The following is a 24,432-nucleotide window of genomic DNA, read 5'->3' as shown; positions in this document are numbered from 1 at the left end:
CTTTACGTGTAAGGGGCCGTGATCCCACCCCGTACGGAATTGGCCACTCCCTCAGGAGTAGGAACGACCACCAGGGTTCACCTGCCGGTACGACGAGTGGGCAGCCTCCTGGCCATAAGTTTTTCGTGAAGGTGGCGGCGCGGTGCCGTACACGCAGAACTAGGGGGCGAGCCCGAAATGGGCAACAAGGATGGGCGGGTCCGCGGCGTCGCGGCACGCGCCGGTGGCTGGAGTGCGCGGCACCGCTGGGCCGCGGTGGGGATCTGGGTCCTCTTCGTCGTGCTGTCGATGGGACTCGGCGGGGCCGCGGGCACCGAAATGGTCAAGGACAGCGACCAGATCAGCGGTGAGACGAGTCGCGCCGCTCAGATCGCCGAGGACGCGGGGATCGACGAACCGACCAGCGAGAAGGTTCTGATCCAGGCCAAGGACGGCGGCCCGAAGGCCGACGACCCCGAGTTCCGCAAGGCGGTCGACTCGGTGATGAAGGCCGTCGACGCCACCGGCAAGGTCGCCGACGTCGCCTCCCCGTACGAGACGGGCACCGTCTCCAAGGACAAGCGCAGCGCGCTCGTCCAGTTCGACATGCGCGGGGATCCCGACACCGCCGGTGACCGGGTCGAGCCGGTGCTCGACGCGGTCGCGAAGGTCCAGGACGACCACAAGACGCTGCGGATCGAGGAGATCGGCGGCGCGAGCATGACCAAGACCTTCGACGACGCGTTCGGTGACGACTTCAAGCAGGCCGAGTACTCGGCCGTGCCGGTCGCGCTCGGCATCCTGCTCATCGCCTTCGGCGCGCTCGTCGCGGCGCTGCTGCCCGTCGCGCTCGCCGTCACCGCGATCATGGCGACGATGGGTCTGATGGGCCTGGTCAGCCATGTTTCGCCGATGAGCGAGTCCGCCAACTCCGTGATGCTGCTCGTCGGTATGGCAGTGGGCGTCGACTACTGCCTCTTCTACGTGCGCCGTGAGCGCGAGGAGCGCGCCGCCGGCCGCGACCCCGAGACGGCGCTGCGCATCGCCGCCGCCACCAGTGGCCGGGCCGTGATCGTCTCCGGTGTCACGGTCTGCGTCGCCATGGCGGGCATGCTCTTCACCGGTATCGCCGAGTTCGAGGCGATGGGCCTGGCCTCCCTGATGGTGGTCGCGGTGGCCATGGTCGGTTCGGTGACGGTGCTCCCGGCGATGCTCTCCCTGCTCGGCGACCGCGTCGAGAAGGGCCGCCTGCCCTTCCTCGGCCGCCGCGCCAAGAAGAAGGCCGAGAGCGGCAACAACGGGAGCCGGGTGTGGAGCGCGGTGCTCCGGGTCGTTCTGGCCAAGCCCGCCATCTCGCTGGTCGTCGCCACCGGCGCGCTGCTCGCGATCGCCGCGCCCGCCCTCGGGATGAAGACCCAACAGCTCACCCTGGACCAGGAGTTCGGCGACGACCTGCCGATCGTGGCCACGTACAACCGGCTCAACGACGCCTTCCCGGGCGGCTCGGACCCCGCCGAGGTGGTCGTCAAGGCCGACGACATCAAGGCACCGGCCGTCAAGGCCGCGATCGACGACTTCAAGAAGGAAGCCGTCAAGTCCGGCGCCTCGCACGGCCCGGTCGACGTCAAGGTCCACGAGAAGGAGAACATCGCCTTCCTCTACGTGCCGCTGATCGGCGGCTCGGACATGGACAAGGCCGAGGACAGCCTGACGGTCATCCGCGACGAGGTACGCCCGGCGACCCTCGAAAAGGTGGAGGGCCTGGAAGCCCCGGTCACCGGACAGGTCGCGGGATCGAAGGACTTCAACGACCAGCTCGGTGAGTCGGTCGCCCCGGTCTTCGTCTTCGTGGTGGTCTTCGCCTTCATCCTGATGCTGCTCTGCTTCCGCTCGCTGACGATCGCCCTCACCTCGATCGCGCTGAACCTGCTCTCGGTGGGCGCGGCGTACGGAATCCTGGTGGCGGTCTTCCAGCACGGCTGGGGCGCCGGACTGGTCGGGGCCGAGGGCGTCGGCGCGATCGTGGCCTGGCTGCCGCTGTTCCTCTTCGTCATCCTCTTCGGACTCTCGATGGACTACCACGTGTTCGTGGTCTCCCGGATCCGCGAGGCGAAGATGCGCGGCCGCAACACCAAGGACGCGATCACCCACGGTGTGGTCACCACCGCGGGCGTCGTGACCAGCGCGGCGGTCATCATGGTGGCGGTGTTCGCGATCTTCGGCACGCTGTCCATGCAGTCCATGAAGCAGATGGGTGTGGGCCTGGCCGCGGCGGTCCTCATCGACGCCACCGTCATCCGGGGTGTCCTGCTCCCGGCCGTGATGGCCATGCTCGGCGAGCGCAACTGGTACTTCCCCAAGTGGATGGAGCGCCTGCCGGACCTGACGCACGACGAGCCGGAGACCCCGGTGGCGGTAGCGCCTCCGGTCAACCCGGCGGCGTACGACGACAGGGTCGGGGTCTGAGAAACCGAACGCGCGGATTCAGGTAACGCGTAACGGACAACGCAGTGGTGCGTGGCGGGAGTTGACCGCCACGCACCACTGCGTTTGCGTCCGGCGCGTGCGCCCGTGTCCGTGTCCGTTCTCAGACCGCCACCGGTTCCGCCGCGAGGAACTCTTCCACGGCCTGGTGCGCGCGGCGGTCGAACTCGGCGTACTGCACGTCCCGTTCGGCTCCCGCGACCGCGTCGCCGACCAGCAGATTGCCCTCGGCGTCGATGCGCTGGGGGCGCTCCTCCGCGTCGGGGAGCAGGGCGACGGAGGAGTGGGCGAATCCGCAGTAGTAGGCGATGCCCTCGTTCAGGTTGGTCTCCAGAACGGACTGCATTCCCTCGATGATGGCATCGTCGGAGGTGGCACCGGCCAGGCCCAGCCACAGCATGCGCTTGCCCGCGAGGCGGGGCTTGCTGCGGCCGTAGGCGAATCCGTAGTTCCACACGCGATCGATCCAGCCCTTGAGGAGGGCGGGCACGCTCTGCCAGTACACGGGGAACACGGCGACGACGAGGTCGGCATCGAGAACACGCCGCATATGGGCCTGGACCTCGTCCGAGTACGGCTTCTCCCGGTTGCCCCAGTCCGGCTGGTCCGCCGCGTTCATCCGCGGGTCGAAGCCCTCGGCCTGCAGGTCGAGCAGGTCGACGCGGTATCCGGCGCTCTCCAGTCGCGCGGCGGTACGGCGGGCGGTGTGCGCGGTGAGGGAGTCGGTCCGGTGGTGTGCGACGACCACAAGTGCGGTCCTGGCAGCGGTGCTGGGGTGCGACACGGTTTCTCCTGGCTGGTCTCGGTCGGTGCGACACGTCCAGTACACCCGTGATCATTTGGATGATCCATGGGAGAAACGCTCCGCCGCATAGGAGTTCGTCTACGCTGGCGGCCATGGATCCTTTGAGTTCGCTACTCAGCGGCATCCGGGCCGAGGGCTCGGTCGTCAGCCACGCCGTCCTTGAAGCGCCCTGGACCATCCGCTTCGCCGACGGCGCCCCGCTCACGATGGTCAGCGTGCTGCGGGGCGGCGGCATCCTGCTGCTGCCCGACGGCTCCGAACGCAAGGTCGGCGTCGGCGACACGGCCATCGTGCGCAGCTCCGGCACCTTTCACCTGGTGGACCGGTCGGCCACCCTCGACCGCCCGCACGTCGAGTACGAGATCGCGTGCTTCGCGGCGGATGCCGAATGCACTGCTCAGGACCTCGGCGGCATCCGCTGGGGCAACGAACCGGACGGAGCGACCGCACTGATCGTGGGCGCCTACCGCGCCTCGGGCCGCCGCCACGAACGACTGCTCCGCGCCCTGCCGCCGGTACTCGTGATCAACGAGGACACCGAGGTCTGCACCTGGCTGGAGACGGCCGCCGCCGACGCCGCGCTGCGCACGGCAGGGTCCCAGGCCCTGATGGACCGGCTCCTCGACTGGGCCCTGGTGTGCACGCTGCGCACCTGGTTCGAGCGGGCGGGCTCGGAGGCCCCGGACTGGTACCGCGGCCTGGCCGACCCGATTCTCGCCCCCGCCCTCCAAGCCTTCCACGCCCGGCCGTTCGGGAGGTGGACGGTGGCGGCGCTCGCCGCCGAATCCGGTGTCTCCCGGGCGCTGTTCGCCAAACGCTTCACCGAGGTGATGGGCCGTCCGCCGCTGACGTACCTCACCGAGTGCCGTATGAACGAGGCCGAGGCGCTCCTGTCCGACACCGACTCCTCCCTCGCCCAGATCGCCAAGTCCGTCGGCTACGCCGATGCCTTCGGTTTCAGCGCCGCCTTCAAACGCCATCGGGGCCTGAGCCCCAGCGCCTTCCGCGCCGCAACAGCCGTGTCCTGAGCCGCCGTTGGGCCCCCGGTGCGGCGGTCGCCGGTTCGGCACGGCTCGCCTGAGCCCCTACGAGGGGTGGCGCGGCCGTGCCGAGGACGCTCAGGCCGCGACGGTGACCTCTGCCGGCTCGGGGCGGTCGAAGGAGTCGAGGGTACGGGCGAAGTCGCGGGTGGAGAGCAACAGCTTGTAGATGATGGCGAGTTCGAACACGAGGAGCAGCGCCCCGGAGACGAGCGCCACCGGGAGTACGGCGTCGAAGAGCGGGCCCACGATGAAGACGCCCATCTGGAACTCGATACCGCTGATCAGATGCGGCCGGATCCGGTGCCGCAGCAGGAACGACCGCAGCCGCAGATAGACCGGGAACTTGCGCCTGAACTCCTGCTGGAGATCGACCACTTGGGCCTGCTTGGCCGGAGCGCTCGCTTCGACGGCCCCCGGCTCCTGCTGCCCGGCCGCCTCAGGCACGGGAGTCGCAGCCTCGTCGGGTACGGGGTTCGCCGCGCGCGCCGCGTCGAGGTCCTGCTCGATGTCGGCGGCCGGGTTGTCGCGCAGCAGGTCTTCCATGAAGGCGAGGGAGGCCTGGTCCTCGGCCCGCCGGGCGGCCTTGATCCGGGCCTTGATCTGCTTGCGCATGGTGTGCCGGGTCTTGAAGATCTCCAGCGAGTTGATGTAGCGCAGCCCGTCCAGGAAGACCACACCGGCGGCCAGCCAGATGTAGCGCGTCTCCCCCGTACGCTCGTACTGGCCGTACGCGAGCGCGACCGCACAGGCCATCACCCGGATCCGGTCGAAGACGAAGTCCAGCCAGGCACCGAACACCGAACCCTGGCCGGTCAGCCGGGCGACCTTCCCGTCCATGCAGTCGAGCACGAAGCTCAGGTGGTACACGACCGCCCCGGCCACCAGCCACTGCCAGTCCCCGAGTACGAAGAACCCCGCCGAGACCAGACCGAGCACAAAGGCTCCCCAGGTGATCTGGTTCGGCGTGATCCGGGTCCGCATGGCGACCTGCCGCACGAGGGGCGTGGCGAGCGGATCGACGAGCATGACCGTCCACCAGGCGTCGCGCTTCTTCTGGGTGATGCGGCGCACCTCGGCGAGGGGCGGTATGTCTCGATGCATGAAGGTCAGCTTCCCGGTGTTCGACTGCTGTTCACCTCAAGCTAGGAAGCCGTTCAGGCAAGGAACAAGACCCGCCCGGTACAACCCTTTCCCTGTGCAACGAGTCGGACCGGGTGACGTGATCGGTGGGTTATTGGCGACCCGTCGCCGTTACCCGAGCGTTACCTCTTGATCCATTCGTGACGGGAGCCGCACAGAAGCTACGCATCAGCGCGTTCGCCGCCAACTCGCGTACGTGCGGGTCGACTTGAGCAGCGGCGAACGCGCGGGCCGCTGCTACGCGATCTCGCTCCGGCTCGCGTAGCCGACGAAGGCGGACCAGGCGGCTGCGGGCAGCGAGAGCATGGGGCCGGACTTGTTTTTGGAGTCGCGGATGTGGATGGCGGCAGGGCAAGGGGATATTTCGAGGCACGCCCCGCCCTCTCCGCTGGAGTGGCTGGACTTGCGCCAAGGGGCGGCTACTTCTAGGCACTGGCCGCCGTCGCCAGCACTGTGCGTGGACTTGCGCCAATCCAAGGCCACTTCGAGGCATTCACCACCGTCGCCCGCGCTGTAGCTGCTCTTGAACCAGGTCAGACTCGCGCTGCGCTGTGCCACCGCTGCCCCGCTCATTTCTCTCCCAAGATTTGTTCCACCAAGGCCATCGATTCTGCCGGTGTGCAGGCTTGAGCGCGAAGAGTCCCATACGCAGCTTCCAGCCCTCTGACCTTCTGACGTGCAGTGTGGACACGGCTGTCGCCCTGCACTTCCGTGTAGGCGATCCTGCGCCCATCCGTCATCTCCATCAAGGTGAATGGTCCCGCCAGACCAGCGTGCACCATGCGCGAGGTGGGCATGATCTGAATCTCGACGTTCCGATGCTGCCCTCGCAGGAGTAGTTGTTCCAACTGCCCGTGCCAGACCTCCGAACCGCCAAGCGGCCGACGCACTGCCGCTTCCTCGATGACGAAGCTGATGGTCGGCATGGGCTTACGCAAGAAAATCTCCTGCCGAGCAAGTCGAGCAGCGACACGCTGAGCCACCGTGTCCTCATCCAGCAGGGGGCGCCAGTTCGCGAATACCTCCCTAGCGTGCTCAGGAGTCTGCAAGAGACCAGGCATGCCCTGCGTCGCATACACGTGCAGCTCGATCGCCTTGGCCTCCAGCCCGGCCGCATCCTGAAAGAACGCCGGATACTGCGCCCGTTCCAAGTCCTCTTTCGAAGCCTTCAACACTCCACACACGCCGAGGACTTCATCGGCCCGGTCGATGAACTTCGGCGGCGGAATGCGCTTCCCTTGCTCGAAGGCGGCGATGGTGGACCCTGAATAGCCGGTCAACCGGCCCAGCTCTTCCCTGCTCATCCCACGCAGAGTCCGGCAGGCCTTCAACTGCTTCCCGAACCGCTGCAGCACACCCGTGGCCACACCGTCCAGCGGCGACTGCTCGCCCGCCTCTTCATCCATGCCCACCGCACCTCCGCGACCTCGCCCACTCCCCGCCCCAACTCCCGTTCCGGGTACCGGTAATGGCCTACGCGCATACAGTCACGTCCTGGACGCATACAGCCGTCACCTGTCGAGGCGTCACTCCTGGTGAACACTACGCACTCAGCGCAACGCTGTACCCATGAACGGAACAACTCCCCCGAACCGTCCCGCGCCCCAACCGCCCGCGCCGGACAGGGAATTCACGATGCGTTTCACCTCCACCCCACGCGGGGCGCGGCTGGCCCGGCGCCTGGTCACGCAGCGGATGGACGAGTGGGGCCACGGCTACGACTCAGCGCTCAACGAGTCCGTGACCGCGATCGCCGCCGAGCTGGTCGCCAACGCCGTCTGCCACGGTCATGTGCCGGGCCGTGACTTTCAGTTGCGGCTGACGGAGGCGCGAGGTGCCGTACGTATCGAGGTGGCCGACACCCGTGGCGAGCGGATGCCGGACGAGGCCGAGGAGTCCGGACCGCCGGACGCGCTGGCGGAGTCGGGACGAGGCCTGTTCCTGGTGACGGCGCTGGCCGCGCGCTGGGGCGTGAGTCCGCGTCCGGCGGGGCCGGGCAAGACCGTATGGGCGGAGTGCGACGCGATGTCACCGGCGGAGGTGGCTGTCTCGTCCTAAAGGGGGCTTCTGCCTGCGCCAGCACAACTGGTTAATCAGTACAGCCAGTTGAAGGGCTACCGGCATGATGCATCGTCGCGCCCAGTTGGCTCATCCTCGCCATGAGCCCGAAACGCCGCGAACGCGAGCTTCCACGAACCCACGAGCCGGAACAGGCACACCGATGAAAGGTGTCCGATTGCACCGACGGAACGGCCGGTCTCGTACTCACGGGACCGGCCTTTCTGCTTGCTCGCAGACATGAGAACGCGACGCCGACAACTGCGGGGCACCGGCGGTCCGCGATTGGTTGTGGATCTTGGGTTGTTCAGGAGCGGTGGCAAGTCTCCGTTGAGGCCTACGCGGTGGCCGCCCGGGACCGGCCGGGCTACGTTGGTGATCGATCAGGTCAGCGCAGTGCCCGGCTGGTCGCCCTGTGCGGTACACCACCCGCTGAGGCTGTCGACCGCTTGGAGGTGTTATGCCCAGCTTTCGAACCAATGATGACGTCGCCTTGCACTACTACGACGAGGGCCAGGGCCGTCCCGTCGTCCTGGTCCCCGGCTACGGCGCCGCGGCCGACGACTGGGCATTGCAGTGGGCCACCCTGCGGGCAGCGGGCTACCGGGTGATCTCGCTGGACCGGCGCTGGCACGGCCAGTCGGAGCGGCCGGCCTACGGTCAGCGGATGTCCCGGCACGGCATGGACCTGCACGACCTGCTGCAAGCGCTGGACCTCACCGACACCACATTGATCGGGCAGTCGATGGGGGCCGGCACCATCTGGGCGTACATGAGCCTGTTCGGTGCCGAGCGCCTGGCAGGCGTCGTCTCGGTGGACCAGACGCCTCGAATGGCCAACAGCCCCGACTGGGAGTTCGGCATGTACGGGATGACCGACGACAACGTCGGCACGCTTCTGAACGAGCCCGGCAGGGTGATGACCGGGCACGGCCGTGCGTGGTCCGATCCGGCGGCCATCGACGCACTCATCAAGCAGGCGGGCGGCAGGGGGCTGAGCTCCGACATCGCCCCGGAGACCATCCCGCTGAGGCTCGACCAGGCCCATCAGGACTGGCGCGACGTCGTTGCCCGGCTTCACGTACCCGCCCTGATCATCGCCGGAGCGGACAGCCAGCTCTGGCCCAGCGAGCACGCCGCCGCCACAGCCGCACTCAGCCCTTTCGCGAGCTCTGCCGTCGTACCCGGCGCAGGCCACTGGGCCCATCACGACCAGCCCGAGGCCGTCAACACCCTCCTCGTCGACTTCACAGACGCCCTGCAGACCGCGCGCTGATCGGACGCGAGCGCCCCCACGGTCCGTCGTACAGACCATGGGCCCGTGGTGCGCCGACCAGGTCTGCGGGAAGACAGGGATTACAGCGTGGGAAATGACCTTCCGCTGTGGGCATGAGAGCCCTGACCAGAGGCTTTCGTCGGTGCCCCGAACAGGCACACGCCAAAGTCTGAAGAAAGACAAAACGGCGCCACCCGACACCGAGAGAGCCGCAAGCCGGTGGGAGTCCTGCACACCACGGGAAATGATCAACAACGGGACGGGAATCGATCTCCAAGTCTGACAGCGCGCCGGAGATGAACCTCACGATGCCGCCGCCGGCCGCCACACCGCCCGCCGCGAACGCAGGCTTGTTCAACTCTGTGACAGGGCGCTGTCCCTCAGCGATGATCACGCAGCATGGACCCCACTATCCTCGCCGCGGTCATCGGTGTCCCGGCCACCGTCACGGCCGCCGCCATCGCCTACCCGGTCGGCCGGGCAGTCGCACGCAGACAGGCCGATGACCAGCACGCCCAGTGGCTGCGCACCCAACGTCAGGCGGCATCCACCCGGCTGACCGACGCGGCAACCCAGTTCATCGAAGCCGCCGTACCCGCCTGGGAAGCGGTGGCCCGCCCCGAGTACGCGCACACCCGCCGCCGCGATCTCGAATCACGCACACGCCTTGACCCGGCCCTGTACGAGCCGCTGAAGCAGGCCTTGCGGGAGATGCACAACGCCCTCCCGGCTGTTGCTCTGCACGGCCCGGAGTCGGTGAGCCAGGCGGGTACGGACCTGCACGATGCGGCGGTCGCGATGACCGGCGCGATACTCAGCCTCGACGAGTCCTGCGTTTTCCGCTCGGTGTGCGGCCAGAGCTTCCGGCTCGGCACCGACTTGCCGCAACGGATCCAGGCGGCGACAGATGACCTGGATACCGCCTACGCGCGCCTCGCCGCGCCTCTCGGTCTGCCGGAGTTCAGCTCCAGAGCAGGCGAGAGCCTCCTGAGCAGTGCCGTCGCTGCCACCGTGGCGCGGTTCGGCGCGAGCCTCGACGACCCGGCGGCAGCGGCAGAGGCCGGGGAGGAACTGCGCCGGATCGCAGCCGAAGACGAGTCCATGGGGCCGCACGTCGAACCTCTGCTGGGTCTGCTGCCAGTCGCTCGCCTGCTGGCGATGGGCCGAGCAGGGTCCGAGGGAGAGCAACTGCGTGCGGACGACGTGATGGAGGCTGTCTCCGGCGCCGTGCCCAGCCTGCTGGGAACGCTCGCCAGCGTCTCGCAGGTGTATCAGAACCCCCCGTTGCCGGAGGATGTGGACCTGAGCGACCTGCCCTTCGGGCTCACGGGCCTGCTGGAATCCCTGGCAGGAATCGGCGAGGCGTTCGCCGCGCCGATCCAGCTCATGTCGGCCATCCAGCAGCATCTGGCCGTAGGCGACGAGCTCGTCGCCGAACTGGTCGCCAACCCGCCCGAGGACCCCTTCCTGTGGTTCTACGCGGTCCGTATCTGGGATGGCCACTTGGCCCGGATCGCTGTGAACGGCGTCGGCTCCATGGATGGCCTCAACGCCGTTGGCCCCCGGCTCTACGACCTGCTCATGCCGGTTCTGGACGCGGTCGTTGACGCGGAGAACGGAGCCGTCTCGGTGGCGCTGGAGAAGGTGGTGTCCGCTCGCATCGACTTCATCGACGGGGTTCGCGATGCGATCGCCGCGTGACCCACACCGGCCCGGCGCCCTCGGCGCGGCTGTCCTCCGGATGACTGAGGCCAGGTACCTGGCCTCCCGGCGCCGCGACAACAGCGATGAAGGGGAACGGAGTTGAGCGGCCACTCCCCCAGGAGTCCCGTACCCGACGGCCGGATTCAGGCAATCCGTATGGTGATCAACCCCGACAAGCTCGGGCACCTGGGCCCGGTCGCCGACGCCTGGGCGATCGACCGGGAGGTCCGGAGCCCGGCCCGGCGGATCAGCTGACGGGAGCCTCCGGCTCACCCTCCGCCCGCGAGGCCGCCAGCTCCGCCTCGATGAGATCCGCCGCGCGCGGCGTGCCGCCCTCGGCCGCCGTCTGCGCACCGATCTCCACGAGGCGTCGGGCGACCTCCGGGTCGCTCTCCATGGTGAGCACCGCCTCGCGCAGGGACTCGACGGTCACCTCCTCCATCGGCAGGTGCCGGGCGACGCCGAGCGCCTGGAGCATGTCGGCGTTGCCGAACTGGTCGACGGCCTGCGGGACGGCGACCATCGGCGTCGCCGTGGCGAGTCCTTCCTGGCTGCCGCCCGCGCCCGCGTGCGTGATGAAGGCGTCCGCCTCACGCAGTACGGCGAGCTGAGGCACCCAGGAGTGGACCTCGACGCTGTCGGGGATCTCGCCGAGTTCGTCCGGGTCGACGAACTTGCCGATCTGGAGCACCACATGCCAGCCGGGCAGTGAGCCGAAGGCCTCGATGCAGGTGCGGTAGAAGCCGGGCTGCTTGGTGAAGCTGGACCCGAGCGAGACGAGCAGCACCTTCTCGACCCCGGCCGGGCGCTGCCACTCCTCCTCGGCTCGCGGCCCCTGGCAGGAGCCGACGAAGGTGTAGACGGACTCGTCCACCCGGTCGGCGTTGGGCTGGAGGGCCTTGGGAATCAGGGCGAGGCAGCGGTCGGGGCGGCCCATGAAGCGCTCGACGTCGATGCTCATGCCGTTGTCGTCGATCCACTGCTGGAAGGTGGAGTAGAAGGCGCGGCCGCGCTCGGTCTCCTTCAGCGGGTCGAAGGTGGGCCTGCCGACCTCCTCCTCGTACCCGTCCCAGGCGACGAGGTTCGGCGAGAGCTGCACGATCGGGACGCCCCAGCGGTGGGCGAGGACGCGTGCCGGGTAGGCGGTGATGTCGTAGAGGACGAGATCGGGCCGGTCGTCGCCGTACGCGGCCTCGATCTGCGGCAGCGCCTGGAGGGCGTCGGACAGGAACGGCTCGATGTTGTCGATCAGTTCGGTGCCCCAGGCGTCGGGGTCGTCGTCGGTCGGCAAGGTCGAGTTCCACAGGACGGGCTCGGCGCCGGTCTCGGCGACCTTGTCCGCGAAGGACGGCGGGATCGCGTAGGTGACGCGGTGGCCGCGGGCCACCAGTTCCCGGATCACCTCCAGGCTCGGGTTCACGTGCCCGTGCGCGGCGATGGAGAACATGGCGATGTGGGCAGGCTTGGCAGGTGAGGCGGTCATGCGCTCACCATAAGCGAGACGCAACGTCTCGTCCAACCGCATTTACGCGCCCATGCGCCCGCCCCACCAGCCCTGTCTCCTATCCCCTGCCCCTCATCCCTTGAGCACGGCATCGATCCCGGCCAGCTCGTCGGCAGCGAAGTCCAGGTGGCCCACGGCCGCGACACTGTTCTCCAGCTGCTCCGGGCTGCTCGCGCCGACCAGCGCGGAGGTCACCCGGCCCCCGCGCAGCACCCAGGCCAGGGCCATCTGTGCCAGCGACTGCCCCCGTGAACCGGCGATCTCGTTCAGCGTGCGCAGCCGGGCCACCAGTTCCTCGGTCACGGTGTCCGAGTTCAGGAACGGGCTGTCGCTCGCCGCGCGGGAGTCCTCGGGGATGCCGTCGAGATAGCGGCCGGTCAACAGCCCCTGCTCCAGCGGGGAGTAGGCGATCGAGCCGACCTGGAGTGCGTCCAGGGTGTCGAGCAGTCCCTCGTGCTCGGGCCGACGGTCGAGCATCGAGTAGCGCGGCTGGTGGATCAGCAGCGGGGTGCCGAGGTCACCGAGGATGCGCGCGGCCTCCCGGGACTGCTCCGCCGAGTAGTTGGAGATGCCGACGTACAGCGCCTTGCCCTGCCGCACCGCCGAGTCCAGCGCACCCATCGTCTCCTCCAGCGGAGTCTCCGGATCGGGACGGTGCGAGTAGAAGATGTCGACGTAGTCCAGACCCATCCGCTTCAGGCTCTGGTCGAGCGAGGACAGCACGGACTTGCGCGAACCCCATTCGCCGTACGGGCCGGGCCACATGAGGTATCCGGCCTTGGTCGAGATCACCAACTCGTCGCGGTACGGCCCGAAGTCCGCCTTGAGGAGTTCGCCAAGGACCGACTCGGCGGCGCCGGGCGGCGGACCGTAGTTGTTGGCGAGGTCGAAGTGCGTGACGCCCAGGTCGAACGCCCGGCGCAGGATGGCCTGTTGGGTCGCGATCGGCCGGTCGGGACCGAAGTTGTGCCACAGGCCCAGGGACAGCGCGGGGAGCTTGAGCCCGCTGCGTCCGGCGCGCCGGTAGGGCATGTCCGTATAGCGGTCGGCGTGTGCGGTGTACGCGGTGGACAAGGTGACTCCTGGCTTCGTGAGGCGGTGAGGGCGAAGGACCGGGTAACGCGAACCGGTACCAACATCCCGGGTGCGGGGGCATGCAGGACATGCAGGGACATCATGACCCACTGGACACCACCTGACGCCGCGCATCAATGCCGCTGTCGCGCCTCCTCGCTCAGAGCCTGGACGAGCGTCGTCACGTGCGGCCGGTCGCCGCGGCCGAGCACGGCGATGCCGATGTGCCGTACCGGGCCTGGCGGTGCGAGGGGGACGGCGCGCAGGCCGGGGATCTCCGGGGTGAGCGCGATGGAGGGGATCAGGGAGATTCCCATGCCCGCGGCGACGAGCGAGCGGGCGAAGAAGTAGTCGGTGGTGGTGCCGCGTACGTCCGGCGCGAAGCCCGCGTGCTCGGCATAACGGCGCAGGTACGCCTCGGTCTTGAGGCAGCCGAGTACCCAGGGTTCGGCGGCCAGTTGGGCGAGGTCGAGCACTTTGCCGCGCGCGAGCCGATGGCCTTCCGGCAGCACGACATGGAGCGGGTCCTCCAGAAGCGGGGTCCACTCCAAGCCGGTACCGGAGCCGGAGCCCGTACCGGAGCCCGGCCCGACCGGCAGGGGGCCGTCGAAGTGGTAGGCGAGCGCGAGGTCTACGGCGCCCTGGCGGACGAGCGGCAGGGTGTCCTCGGGCTCGCCCTCGCGGACGTGGAGCACGGTGTGCGGATGGGCTGCCGTGAGCCGGGTGAGGGCGCCGGGCAGCAGGAGGCGGCCGCCGCTGGTGAAGGTGGCGACGGTGAGCTGTACGCGGCCGGTGCCGAGTTGGTCCACCTGCCGTCTGGCGTGGGCGAGTTCAGCGGCGACCGATTCGGCGGCGCCGACCATGATCCGCCCGGCCTCGGTGAGGGTGACGCCCCGGGTACTGCGGGCCACGACCTGCGCGCCGAGGCTTCGTTCAAGGGCGGCCATGTGCTGGGAGACGGCCGAGGGCGTCAGACGCAGGGCGGTGGCCGCCCGGTTGAAGCTGCCGTGCTCCGCCACCGCCCGGAGCACACGGAGTCGCTGCACATCGATCAACAGTCTGCCTTACTACGTATCCAGCAAGTGGGCACTTCTGCTGATGACCGTACCTGTCCAGGATGAGGGGCATGCAACGGATCTGCGTCATCGGCGGCAGCCGGTACTTCGGAAAGCTCCTGGTGCGGAGGCTGAGCGCGGCGGGCCACCGGGTCACGGTGCTCAACCGCGGCTCCACCAGGCCGCCTTCGGGTGTGGAGCACCTCGTCGCCGACCGCGACGACGAGGCCGCCCTGACGGCCGCGCTCGGCTCGCGCGCCTTCGACGTGGTGGTGGATCAGGTCTGCTACACGCCCGTACAGGCCGCCGTCGCCGCCCGCGTCTTCGCCGGGCGCACCCGGCGCTACGTCATGACGTCCACGATCGAGGTCTACGACCCGGCGACCGCCGCACTGCCGTACGTCCCGCCGGGCGTGCCGGTACCGGAGGAGACCGTGGACCCGGCCGGCTGGCAGGTGGCCATGGACCTTCCCTGGCGCGACGCGGCCTACCTGGAGGCCCACTACGCCGAGGGCAAGCGTCAGGCCGAGGCCGTCCTCACCCGCACGGGCGGCTTCGCATACGCCTCGGTGCGCAGCGCACACGTACTCGGCGGCGGCACAAGGGAGTTCACCGGACGGCTCGCGCACTACACCGAGCGTGTCGCCCGGGGCGAGGAGATCACCGTGCACGCGAAGGCGCTGCCCACGGTGTTCATCCACTACGAAGAGCTGGCCGACCTGCTGCGGTGGGCGGCCACCAGCGACTTCACGGGTCCGCTCAACGCCTGCTCGGACGGGCCGCTCGACGTGCGCGAACTCGCCGCGATCGTCGCCGCGCAGGCCGGACGGGAGCCCGCCCTGCGGACCGTCGCGGCGGGCGAGGCGGCCTCGCCGTTCTCCTTCGACCGCCACTACGCGATGAGCAACGCCCGCGCCAGAGCACTGGGCTTCGCCTTCTCCCGTACCACCGACTGGCTGCCCGGCGCCGTCGCCGAAGCCCTCAACACCCCACCGTCACCGACCACTTGAGGGGAAGTGTCCCTGTGAAGTCGCGCAGCATCGCAGGCACCACCGTCGGCGCCATCGGCCTGGGCGCCATGCCGCTGTCCATCGAGCACCGGCCGGACGAGGCGCGGGCCCTCGCCACCGTGCACGCCGCCCTCGACGCGGGCGTCACGCTCGTCGACACCGCCGACAGCTACCACTGGCACGCCGACGAGGTCGGCCACAACGAACTGCTCATCGCCCGCGCCCTTGCCCGCTACGGCGGCGACACCTCACACGTCCTGGTAGCCACCAAGGGCGGCCGGGGCCGTCCCGGCGACGGGAGTTGGACCGTCACGGCCACCCCGGACCATCTCAAGCGAGCCGCCGAGGCCTCGGCCAAGCGGCTGGGCGCCGAGGCACTCGGCCTCTACCAACTGCACAAGCCGGACCCCGCCGTGCCCTGGGCCGAATCCGTCGGCGCCCTGCGGGAGTTGCTCGACGCGGGCACGATCCGCGCCGCCGGGATCTCCAACGTCACCACCGCACAGATCCGCGAAGCACACGCGATCCTCGGCGACGGGCTCGTCTCCGTACAGAACCGGTACTCGCCCGCCGTACGCGACAGCGAGGCGGAGCTGCGGCTGAGCACGGAACTGGGGCTGGCCTTTCTGCCCTGGAGCCCGCTGGGCGGCATCTCGCGCAGCTCCCTCGACGGCCCTTCCGGCCCCAGCTCGGTCGGCACCGCCTTCCACCGCGTGGCCGCCGACCGTGGTGTAAGCCCCCAACAGGTGGCCCTGGCCTGGCTGCTCGCCCGTTCCCCGGCGATGATCCCGGTACCCGGGGCCAGCCGCCCGGCGTCCATCACCGACTCGGCGAGGGCCGCGGACATCGAGCTGAGCGCGCGAGAGCTGACACTGCTCGAGGACGCGCTGCCGGGCGAGACGGGCTGCGGGGCGTAACCCGCCGCCTCTGACCGGCGGTTGGGCCCCCGCGCCCGCCGCCGGTTACTGGTACGGGTTTTGCTGCGGGGACTGCGGCGCGCCGTAGGCGGGAGCCTGGCCCGGGTGCGGACCGGCGCCCGCGGCCTGGAGCTGCTGCGCCTGCGGCTCGGTCACCTTCTGGGCCGCGCCGCAGAACGTGCACTGGGTCGAGTACTTGGTGGAGACCGGGAACAGCGGCACGAAGAACAGCGTGAACTTCGTGACCTGCTTCCTCAGTACGTGCGCGGCGGGGGTGTGGCAGAACCCGCACACCAGCGTCAGTATCGCGAGCTGGTGCAGGTACCCCTTGGTGCCGAAAATGATCATGTTCTTTCCCTTCCCCGTTTCCCTCGTCGCCCACGGGCAGACAGTACCCGGGCACCGACCGGCGAGCGCGGGCCGCCCGGTCCGTCCGTCACCGTTCGCTCACAGCCATCCGCGATGCCGGGCCTGCAGCCCCATCTGGAAGCGGCTGGTGGCGCCGAGCCGGGCCATCAGGACCTCCACCCGCCGGAACAGCGTGCGGCGGCTCACGCCGAGTTCCCGGGCGATCACGTCGTCGCGCACTCCACCGGCGAGGAGACTCAGCAGCCGCCGCTCGGCGGGCAGCAGATTGCCGGGCCGGGCGGTGCCGCCGTGGAAGGGCAGGGCGTTCTGCCAGGTCTGCTCGAACAGCGCGACCAGGGCGGAGAAGAGCCCGCACGGCTGCACGATCAGCATCGTGGTGTGCACCTCGGCCTCCTTGATCGACAACGACACCATCGCGAGCGCGTCGTCGATGATCACCAGCTTGACCGGCACCGAGGCCAGGAACCGGGCCTGTTCGCCGGCCGCGACGCAGGGTTCGACGACCTGCTCCAGATAGCCGGGCTGCTCCATCGACTCCCGTGAGTAGACGACGTGGTGCCTCACGCCACGGGCGAGGGTGGCCAGCGCGTGGTCGGTGGCGCCGGGTATCGGGAAGTACGGCGGGGAGTCGAGCTGGCGGATCCGCTCCCGGGCGCTCTCCCAGGCACGGCTCATCCGGGGCCCGATGGCGTCCCCCGTGACGACCTCGACGAGATTGTCGTTGTACGCGGCCAGCCGCTGCCGCCGGAACGACTCGAAGGCGGTGCCGACGGTGATGCGCGACTCGTCGATGTCGGCGGCCCGGTGCCTGCCGAGGATCTCCAGCCCCGCGGCGGGCGGGAGCGGCGCCACCACCTCCTGCCCGTCGATCGCGGCGCCTGCCAGCCCCAGAGCGACCAACTCACCGTAGGCGGCTGCGAGTTCGGGACCCTCCAGACCGGTGGCCGCGCCGATGGCGTCGAGCGGCGCGGGGGCCAGTTCCATCAGCGCCAGATAGACCCGCCCCGCCTGGGGCCCGACCCCCAGAACCCGAAGGGCCTCCTCGAGCCTCGCGTTGATCATGCGCGGCATTATCGACGGTCGGCACGGGCCTGGACAGAGTGCGGACAGGGCCCGGGGCGCCGCCCTGGCAGCTATGGACACCGTCGCACCCCAGGTCGCAGAATCTGCCGAAACGGACGCTTCACGTCCGCTTTCTCCCGCCCCCGAAGGCACAACCGCCGGACCTCCCCCGACGCGCTTCCGCGCCCCCCGGCACCCCGGATCGCAGGGCAGCCGAAAAATCTTCCCCCCGAAGACTAGAAGTTATTTCGTATACGGCATACCTTCCTCTCGTCGGGCTCACCGATATCCCTTCTCCTCCCGGCTTGGGGGTGTATGCACCTTGAGTCCCGCACTGCCCATGGCAAGTACAGCTGTGCACCGCTTCGTTGCAGCACCTCGTGCACACACGCACCACCGGGCGTCAGCCACCCACCCGGCCGTCGGGAACGCTTCCGGCCACCTCGATACGCCGACAGCGACAACCGCGCCGGAAACCGGTCCAGGACCGACCGCGGGCTGAACCGCCCGACACCCCTCGTCGTGCCGTCATCGGCACGCAGCTCCCTCTCCCGTATCACGATCCAGGAGAACGCCATGTCTTCTCACGACTCGCACGGGCCGAGCCGCAGAACGGTACTGCGAGGCGCGGCCGTGGCGGGCGCCGCGGCCGCGCTGACCCCGCTGCTCGGTGCCTCGCCTGCCCAGGCGGCCACCTCGGGCAGCTACACCATCCGCTTCGACAACGGTCGCCGCCAGACCATCAAGGGCCTGGGCTTCGAGATCCAGTCCGACTCCATCGGCTCCGGCAACAACGGGCTCCCCGACCTCGTCAGCGGCGTTCCCTACGACCTCACGGACTCCGAGCGCACCCGCTTCGTCCAGCAGATGCTCAAGGCGGGCCGCTCCGACCGGGGCTTTCGCTACTGCCGCCTGGCGATGGGCCTGTACTACCGGGGACTCGACTCCGAGCGGAAGCACATGCGCGGCCGCTACCCCGGCCAGACCGCCATGCTCGCCGACATGTGCGACCAGGCGGGTGTGGAAGGCCTGTCCGTCGAGTACTGGTCCCCGGCTCCGGCGTGGAAGTCGAACAACTCCTACATCGGGGGCAGGATCAAGTCCACGGAACCCGCGTTCCTGGACGAGTTCAGTGACGCCCTGGTCGCCGACCTCGACTACCTCACCGCCGGCGGTCTCCGCATCTCCCAGTGGGGCCTGCAGAACGAGCCTGTCTTCTCGGCCCCGTACTCCTCCTGCCAGTACAACGCCACGGAATACCTGGCAGCCTTCAAGGCGGTCGCGCCGAAGATCCGTGCCAAGTACCCGAACGTCATGATCACGGCGGACAGCATGGACGGGTGGGGCGGCGACATCGGCCAGGCCATCCTCGCCGACCCGCTGGCCCTCGACCACGTCGACGCCTGGACCTACCACCGCATCGGCTACGACAGCAATTACCAGATCGACAACGACTTCCGACGCCAGGCGCAGGGCAAGCCGGTCTTCAACAACGAGTTCGAGTACCTCAGCGGTGCGGTCACTCCGTGGCGTACGGTCAACACCGCCCAGTCGATCATGAACTGGATGACCTTCCAGGACTCCCCGACCTGGTACTGGCTGCACGCGCTCAAGCCCACCACCAACTCCGAGTCCCTCGGCTACTCGCTGGGGCTGTGGCGCCCGCCGCACGACACCGACTTCTCCAAGTTCGGGCACATCAAGGCGGGCCACTGGGACTGGAACCCGGCGAACTGGAACTCGGTCGCGGGCTTCGTGAAGTACATGCCGTGGGACTCCGTCCGCTACCACGTGGAGGAGTCGGCCGTCCTGCGCGACCAGCGGATCATGGCCTGGAAGACCACCGGGGGCAAGCCCGTCTTCGCGATCACCAACCGCTCCGCGACGGAGTCCTTCACCTACACCGTCGACACCCAGACCGCCGCTTCCTTCGAGGGCCACCGCTACTCACCCACGGTCAACGACCAGCGGCTCACGGCGAAGTCCGGTCCGAAGCTGACGCTCACCGTTCCGCCCAACTCCATCGAGTTCTGGGTCCGCACCCCCTGAGACACGGGCGGTCCGGCGGATCCCCCCGCGCCGGACCGCCCGTCCCACCCCCGCCGCCCCCCGTCCCCTCCCTGTCGCCGTCCGCGGCGCCCACCCTCGCACCACCCGCTCAAGGAGAACCGCCATGTCACGATCCAGACGCCGCATACTGCTCACCGCGTCCCTCGCCTCCGTCTGTGCCCTCACCGCCTCGGCCTGTTCCGGCGGCGGCAGCGGCACCGGGTCGGCCGGTGACGGCAAGGGCACGGTCGAGTTCTGGTCCATGCCGTACTGGATCGGCCAGGACGACAAGGTCAAGGAGCTCGTCGACGAGTTCAACAAGTCCCAGGACGACGTGAAGGTCAACCTCACGCAGCTGGAGTGGAAGGACGGCCGCGACAAGATCAAGCAGGCGGTCGCCGCCGGCAAGGGCCCCGACGTCTGGCTGATGAACAACGGCCTGGAGCTGGACTACCTCAAGGCCGGGTCCCTCGCCTCCCTGGACCAGCTCGGCTACACCAAGGCCGACACCGACAAGTTCCTGGACCTGGCCCAGGTCAACGAGTACGAGAAGAAGCTCTACGGCGCCCCCCTCTACTTCGACGTCGGCGTGATGCTCTACCGCACCGACGTACTGAAGAAGTACGGCATCGACAAGCCGCCCGCGACCTGGGACGAGCTGAAGTCCTCCGCCGCCACGATCACCGACAAGTCCGGCGGCGACGTGCACGGCTGGCAGTTCAAGGGCATGGACGACCACGTCAACGCGATCAACTCGACCTGGGAGTCCTTCCTCTGCGGCGCCGGCGGCAGCCTGACCTCGGCCGACTACTCGAAGTCGACACAGAAGTCCGCGGCGGGCCGTACCACGATGAACTACATGAAGTCGTTCTACGACGACAAGATCTCACCGGTCGGCACCAGCGCGCTCAACGGCTTCATCGACAGCAAGGTCGCGATGTTCCCGTTCTTCCAGTCCGTCATCGCCAACGTCGAGATGGGCGGCGCCAAGACCGAGGGCAAGTGGGCCGTCGCCCCGATGCCCAAGGGCCCGAAGAGCGGCTGCTCCATGGTCGGCGGGCACAGCCTGGTCGCGAGCTCCAGTGGCAAGGAACTCAAGGCGGCCGGAACCTTCATGAAGTGGCTGGCCTCGCCCGAGCGCAGCGCCCAGTACATGGACTTCAAGGGGATCTTCCCGTACCAGCCGTCGAAGGTCGGGGCCGAGGCCCGGGCCACCTACGACAAGAAGATCAAGTCCGACCCGAACTGGACCGCGATCCAGGAGCAGCTCGGCCGCAACACCCCCGACCTCGTCCTCCAGGACCGGCACGGCTGGGCGACCCGCTGGGAGGCCCAGAAGTCCTCGATCGTGGCCGGGGTCAACGGCCAGATGTCCGTGGACGAAGCCCTCGGCGCGCTCGACGACGAGGTCGGCAAGGCCCTGAGCACCGGGAAGTAGCACGCAGATGCAGACCACGACCGAGCTTCCCGCGAAGCTCTCCTCGGCCCGCGCGGGCGGCTCTCTCCGCCGCCTGCGCGGCCCCGGGCGCCCACGGCGCCGCCGCCCCACCGGGGCACTCGCCGGGTGGCTGTCCGTCGCCCCCGCACTGCTCGTGATCCTGGGGTTCACCTTCTACCCCATGGTCCAGGCGATGCTGCTCAGCACCGACCGCTGGAACATGCTGGGCCCCAAGGAGTTCGTCGGCACGGAGAACTACGAGACGATCCTCGCGGCCGGCACCTTCCGCGAAAGCCTGTTCAACACCCTGGTGTTCACGCTCATCACGCTCGCCGGGACCTACGCCCTGGCACTGGCCACCGCCATGGCGGCCAACCGAGAGATGGCCTCGGCCCGTCTCGTGCGCACCCTCACCGTGCTGCCCGCCGTCATCCCCATGGTGGTCGCCGGTTTGATCTGGAAGTGGCTCTACGAGCCGGACCACGGACTGGTGAACAGTCTCATCGGCCTTGTCGGCGTCGACGGGGCACGCTGGCTCTTCGACAACGACCTCGCCCTGCCCGCCGTCGCCCTGGTCAGCATCTGGAAGGACTTCGGCATCTACGCGCTGATCCTGCTCGGCGGACTCCAGCGCATCCCCGCCGAGCTGTACGAGGCGGCCACCATCGACCGGGCCGGGCCCTGGCAGCAGTTCCGCTCCGTCACCCTGCCGATGCTGCGTCCCGCCAGCGCCGCCGTCTTCCTGCTGCTCCTGTTCAACTCCTTCAAGGTGTTCGACCAGGTCTGGGTGATGACCGAGGGCGGCCCCGGCACGGCGACCCTCACCGTCGTCACGTTCATCTACACCCGGCTCCTCACCGATGTCGGTGTGGCGTCCGCGGCCTCGGTCGTGCTCTTCGTGATCCTCCTGACCATCACGATGATCCGGCTGCGCCTGACCTCCCGGAGGGACTCATGAAGCGCTCGGCAAGGTCCCTCCCCCGGGTTCTCTGGCTCGTCCTGATCAGCGTCTTCGCGGGCCTGCCCGTCCTGTGGATGGTGCTGACCTCACTGCAGCCCATGGAGGAACTCCTCGGCACCGACGCGAGTCTGATCCCGAGCTCGGTCTCCCTGAACGCCTACGAAGAAGTGCTCTCCCGCTTCCCGTTCTGGCAGTGGTTCTTCAACTCGGTGCTCGTCGCCGGGGCGGTGGTGGCGGGCAATCTCGTCTTCGACACCCTGGCCGCGTACGGGCTCAGCCGCATCAAGTTCCGGGGCCGCCAGGTCGTCCTCACCCTGATCCTGGCCACGTTGATGATCCCCACCCAGGTCATCCTCGTGCCGCTCTACCTGGTGATGCGCGACCTCGGCTGGATCGACACCTACTGGGCCCTGATCATCCCCTTCCTCGCCAGCCCGACCGGCATCTTCCTGCTGCGCCAGCACTTCGTCACGCTGCCGATCCAGCTGGACGAGGCCGCCGCCATCGACGGCGCGGGACGGATCCGCACTCTGCTCACCGTGCTGCTGCCCAACTCCTGGGCCGCGCTCGGCACGGTGGCGGTACTGAAGTTCATGTGGACCTGGGGCGAGTTCGCCTGGCCGAGCCTGGTCACCAACGACGAGCTGCTGCGGACGCTCCCGGTCGGCCTCGCCCGTTTCCAGAACCAGTTCAACCCCCGCTGGGACCTGCTGATGGCGGGTTCCGTCATGGCGGCCATCCCGGTCGTCCTGTGCTTCGTCCTGCTCCAGCGGTTCTTCGTCCGCGGGCTGACCAACGGAGCGGTCAAGGAGTAGACCGGAACGATCAGACCGGTCCGGGACCACCGTCCCGTCCAGACCGTCGTCGCGGCCCGGCCCCCTGGGTGCCGGGCCGCAGAACCACCCGGCACACGGTGGAGGAAAGAACAGGTGCCCGTATGCCCGACACCGAAACCGGCCCGCGGCCGCCCCGCCCCCGGCCGGGCGAGGGGCGCGCCGCCGCCGATCCGCCGAGCACACCGCAACCCCCGCTCCGCAAGGCCTGGGCCGCGGAACTGCCCGTCGTACGCAGCAAGGCCGACCTGGTCTACGAGACCCTGCGGAACGCCGTGGCCCGCGGCGAACTGCGGCCCGGCGACCACCTCGCCATGGACGAACTCGCCCGCGATCTCGGGGTGAGCAGGATTCCCGTACGCGAAGCGGTCTCCCGACTCGAATTCGAGGGGCTGTTGGTCTCCGGCGTTCGCTCGGGGATCACCGTCGCGGAGGTGGACCACCACGAGATCCGCGGCGTCTTCCTCGCTCGCGAAGCCATCGAGGGCCTGGTCGGCCGCCTCGCCGCGGTACGGGCCGACGCCTCGCTGGTGGCCGATCTCGACGACACACACCAGGCGATGCACGCCGCTCTGGACACCGGAGACGCCGTCGCCCTGGCCGAACTCAACGCCGCCTTCCACACCGCACTGGCGCGCGCCACCGGCTACCGCATCCTTGCCGAGCTCACCGAGCAACTCCTGCTCACCGTCCGGCGCTACCGGGTCACCTCACCCGTGGCGGACATGAACTGGCAGGCCGTACTGGACGAGCACCAAGCCGTTCTGGAGGCCCTGCGCCAGGGTGATCCCCAGGCCACCGCGGCCGCGGTCCGCGCCCACACCGCATCTCAAGCGGAACACGAGGCGGAACAGGAGACGGGACAGGAGACAGGGCAGGGGACGGGACAAGAGGCGGAGCAGCGGGCGCGGGCGGAACCCGAGGGCGAGCAGGCCCCGCGCGACCGGTGAGCCGGGGCGGCGCCCCTCACCCTGCCTGGTCCACCCACTCCCGCAGCAACCGCTCCCGCTCCGCGCCACGGGGCGAGCCGCCCTCCCATCCGCGGCCCCACTCCGACATGGCCGCAAGGGTCGTGGACATCGTCGCGGCGCCGTCGGTCAGGCGGGACAACAGGGTGCGGGAGAGATCGACCTCGGTCACGGAATAGCCGACGGCCGCGGCCACATAGGCCGACAGCTCGTGGGTGCCGCCCTGCGACTCCACGCCCACCGTCATCATCGGCGGAGCCTCCTCCAGCGGGCCCGGACCGATCGCCAGATTGAACACGGTGTCCAGGGCAAGCCCCTTGGCCACGGCGACCCTCCGCTTCAGGTTCTTCACGGGCACGTCCGCCACGGTCAGGGACCGCACGTCCTCCCACAGATGGAGCGCGGCCTGCCCGTCACCGAGGGCCGCCACCCCCTCGGAGGTCAGCCGCACTCCGGGGGCCAGCCCGGCGGGCTTCGCACCTATGTAGACGTCGCCCTCGGCGATCCAGAACAGGCCCACCATGGCCATGGGTTCGCTCACTTCTCCCGTACGACGGCACTGCCGCCGTGTTCACACATCGATGGGCTCACACCCGCATGCGGTCACACCCGCATCTGTTCGCACATCGATCAATTTGGTCGTCCACCGGAACGCCCGAAGGGGGCGGGGAGTTCCCGCCCCCTTCGCTTGCGCACATGTGAT

The 24,432-nt window shown here is 69.1% G+C and carries 22 protein-coding genes and 1 pseudogene; 13 read left to right on the top strand and 10 right to left on the bottom strand.

Features of this window, described 5'->3' with window-relative positions:
• Nucleotides 1–177: 177 nt before the first annotated feature.
• Nucleotides 178–2,445, top strand: a complete 2,268-nt coding sequence (locus tag HUT18_RS29655) for an MMPL family transporter (RefSeq protein WP_176103605.1) — start codon at nucleotides 178–180, stop codon at nucleotides 2,443–2,445.
• A 121-nt stretch (nucleotides 2,446–2,566) separates the two neighbouring features.
• Here HUT18_RS29655 and HUT18_RS29650 read toward each other — a convergent pair whose 3' ends face one another.
• Nucleotides 2,567–3,247, bottom strand: coding sequence for an NAD(P)H oxidoreductase (locus HUT18_RS29650; protein WP_176103604.1), 681 nt, complete (start codon nucleotides 3,245–3,247; stop codon nucleotides 2,567–2,569).
• A gap of 104 nt (nucleotides 3,248–3,351) precedes the next feature.
• Between HUT18_RS29650 and HUT18_RS29645 the strand changes: the two genes are divergently transcribed.
• Nucleotides 3,352–4,296 (top strand): AraC family transcriptional regulator, encoded by a 945-nt coding sequence (locus tag HUT18_RS29645; protein WP_176104881.1) that lies wholly within the window; start codon nucleotides 3,352–3,354, stop codon nucleotides 4,294–4,296.
• 90 nt (nucleotides 4,297–4,386) lie between these two features.
• Here HUT18_RS29645 and HUT18_RS29640 read toward each other — a convergent pair whose 3' ends face one another.
• The 3 genes from HUT18_RS29640 to HUT18_RS29630 all read right to left on the bottom strand — a co-directional run bounded on the left by HUT18_RS29640 (nucleotide 4,387) and on the right by HUT18_RS29630 (nucleotide 6,857).
• On the bottom strand, nucleotides 4,387–5,412 hold the full coding sequence (locus HUT18_RS29640; RefSeq protein WP_176103603.1) for a CDP-alcohol phosphatidyltransferase family protein: 1,026 nt from the start codon (nucleotides 5,410–5,412) through the stop codon (nucleotides 4,387–4,389).
• Nucleotides 5,413–5,688: 276 nt separating this feature from the next.
• Entirely contained in the window at nucleotides 5,689–6,009 is a 321-nt protein-coding gene (locus HUT18_RS29635) for a DUF397 domain-containing protein (protein WP_368661559.1), read from the bottom strand.
• Between the two features lie 11 nt (nucleotides 6,010–6,020).
• The gene (locus HUT18_RS29630) at nucleotides 6,021–6,857 is read right to left on the bottom strand and encodes a helix-turn-helix transcriptional regulator (protein ID WP_176103601.1); all 837 of its coding nucleotides are present in this window, start codon (nucleotides 6,855–6,857) and stop codon (nucleotides 6,021–6,023) included.
• 229 nt (nucleotides 6,858–7,086) lie between these two features.
• On the opposite strand from HUT18_RS29630, the gene HUT18_RS29625 reads away from it, so the two are divergent.
• The 4 genes and pseudogenes from HUT18_RS29625 to HUT18_RS29610 form a co-directional block, all read left to right on the top strand.
• On the top strand, nucleotides 7,087–7,509 hold the full coding sequence (locus HUT18_RS29625) for an ATP-binding protein (RefSeq protein ID WP_176103600.1): 423 nt from the start codon (nucleotides 7,087–7,089) through the stop codon (nucleotides 7,507–7,509).
• 460 nt (nucleotides 7,510–7,969) lie between these two features.
• Complete coding sequence (locus HUT18_RS29620) at nucleotides 7,970–8,785, top strand: alpha/beta fold hydrolase (protein WP_176103599.1); 816 nt, start codon at nucleotides 7,970–7,972, stop codon at nucleotides 8,783–8,785.
• 399 nt (nucleotides 8,786–9,184) lie between these two features.
• Complete coding sequence (locus tag HUT18_RS29615) at nucleotides 9,185–10,486, top strand: hypothetical protein (protein WP_176103598.1); 1,302 nt, start codon at nucleotides 9,185–9,187, stop codon at nucleotides 10,484–10,486.
• 129 nt (nucleotides 10,487–10,615) lie between these two features.
• A pseudogene (locus HUT18_RS29610) lies at nucleotides 10,616–10,744 on the top strand (RNA polymerase subunit sigma-24); the annotation flags it as partial.
• On the opposite strand, the gene mgt reads toward HUT18_RS29610, so the two are convergent.
• From mgt to HUT18_RS29595, 3 genes are all read right to left on the bottom strand, one after another.
• Nucleotides 10,737–12,014, bottom strand: coding sequence for a macrolide-inactivating glycosyltransferase (mgt, locus tag HUT18_RS29605; RefSeq protein WP_368661558.1), 1,278 nt, complete (start codon nucleotides 12,012–12,014; stop codon nucleotides 10,737–10,739). The pseudogene HUT18_RS29610 and the gene mgt overlap by 8 nt on opposite strands.
• Before the next feature lie 51 nt (nucleotides 12,015–12,065).
• Nucleotides 12,066–13,067, bottom strand: a complete 1,002-nt coding sequence (gene mgrA, locus HUT18_RS29600; protein ID WP_303246563.1) for an L-glyceraldehyde 3-phosphate reductase — start codon at nucleotides 13,065–13,067, stop codon at nucleotides 12,066–12,068.
• 134 nt (nucleotides 13,068–13,201) lie between these two features.
• Nucleotides 13,202–14,122 carry a LysR family transcriptional regulator gene (locus HUT18_RS29595; RefSeq protein WP_176103595.1) on the bottom strand — a complete coding sequence of 307 codons (921 nt, stop codon included), beginning with the start codon at nucleotides 14,120–14,122 and terminating at the stop codon, nucleotides 13,202–13,204.
• A 71-nt stretch (nucleotides 14,123–14,193) separates the two neighbouring features.
• Here HUT18_RS29595 and HUT18_RS29590 point away from each other — a divergent pair, with 71 nt between their 5' ends.
• On the top strand, nucleotides 14,194–15,132 hold the full coding sequence (locus HUT18_RS29590; RefSeq protein ID WP_176103594.1) for an NAD-dependent epimerase/dehydratase family protein: 939 nt from the start codon (nucleotides 14,194–14,196) through the stop codon (nucleotides 15,130–15,132).
• A gap of 14 nt (nucleotides 15,133–15,146) precedes the next feature.
• On the top strand, nucleotides 15,147–16,049 hold the full coding sequence (locus HUT18_RS29585; protein WP_176103593.1) for an aldo/keto reductase: 903 nt from the start codon (nucleotides 15,147–15,149) through the stop codon (nucleotides 16,047–16,049).
• Nucleotides 16,050–16,094: 45 nt separating this feature from the next.
• On the opposite strand, the gene HUT18_RS29580 is transcribed toward HUT18_RS29585, so the two are convergent.
• The gene (locus tag HUT18_RS29580) at nucleotides 16,095–16,397 is read right to left on the bottom strand and encodes a zinc-ribbon domain-containing protein (RefSeq protein WP_176103592.1); all 303 of its coding nucleotides are present in this window, start codon (nucleotides 16,395–16,397) and stop codon (nucleotides 16,095–16,097) included.
• A 99-nt stretch (nucleotides 16,398–16,496) separates the two neighbouring features.
• A complete protein-coding gene (locus HUT18_RS29575; RefSeq protein ID WP_176103591.1) occupies nucleotides 16,497–17,480 on the bottom strand; it encodes a LuxR family transcriptional regulator in 984 nt (327 codons plus the stop codon).
• 576 nt (nucleotides 17,481–18,056) lie between these two features.
• Between HUT18_RS29575 and HUT18_RS29570 the strand changes: the two genes are divergently transcribed.
• The 5 genes from HUT18_RS29570 to HUT18_RS29550 all read left to right on the top strand — a co-directional run bounded on the left by HUT18_RS29570 (nucleotide 18,057) and on the right by HUT18_RS29550 (nucleotide 23,711).
• The gene (locus HUT18_RS29570) at nucleotides 18,057–19,529 is read left to right on the top strand and encodes a twin-arginine translocation signal domain-containing protein (RefSeq protein ID WP_176103590.1); all 1,473 of its coding nucleotides are present in this window, start codon (nucleotides 18,057–18,059) and stop codon (nucleotides 19,527–19,529) included.
• Nucleotides 19,530–19,653: 124 nt separating this feature from the next.
• Nucleotides 19,654–20,967, top strand: coding sequence for a sugar ABC transporter substrate-binding protein (locus tag HUT18_RS29565; RefSeq protein ID WP_176103589.1), 1,314 nt, complete (start codon nucleotides 19,654–19,656; stop codon nucleotides 20,965–20,967).
• Nucleotides 20,968–20,974: 7 nt separating this feature from the next.
• Nucleotides 20,975–21,925 (top strand): carbohydrate ABC transporter permease, encoded by a 951-nt coding sequence (locus tag HUT18_RS29560; RefSeq protein WP_176103588.1) that lies wholly within the window; start codon nucleotides 20,975–20,977, stop codon nucleotides 21,923–21,925.
• A complete protein-coding gene (locus HUT18_RS29555) occupies nucleotides 21,922–22,743 on the top strand; it encodes a carbohydrate ABC transporter permease (RefSeq protein WP_176103587.1) in 822 nt (273 codons plus the stop codon). The genes HUT18_RS29560 and HUT18_RS29555 overlap by 4 nt, the downstream gene beginning before the upstream one ends.
• 122 nt (nucleotides 22,744–22,865) lie before the next feature.
• Nucleotides 22,866–23,711 (top strand): GntR family transcriptional regulator, encoded by an 846-nt coding sequence (locus HUT18_RS29550; protein WP_176103586.1) that lies wholly within the window; start codon nucleotides 22,866–22,868, stop codon nucleotides 23,709–23,711.
• A gap of 16 nt (nucleotides 23,712–23,727) precedes the next feature.
• Here HUT18_RS29550 and HUT18_RS29545 read toward each other — a convergent pair whose 3' ends face one another.
• Nucleotides 23,728–24,270: a hypothetical protein gene (locus tag HUT18_RS29545; protein WP_176103585.1), complete on the bottom strand. Its 543-nt coding sequence runs from the start codon at nucleotides 24,268–24,270 to the stop codon at nucleotides 23,728–23,730.
• Nucleotides 24,271–24,432 lie beyond the last annotated feature (162 nt).

The organism is Streptomyces sp. NA04227 (assembly GCF_013364195.1).
Lineage (GTDB): Bacteria > Actinomycetota > Actinomycetes > Streptomycetales > Streptomycetaceae > Streptomyces.
This window is presented reverse-complemented; position numbering and strand designations above follow the sequence as displayed.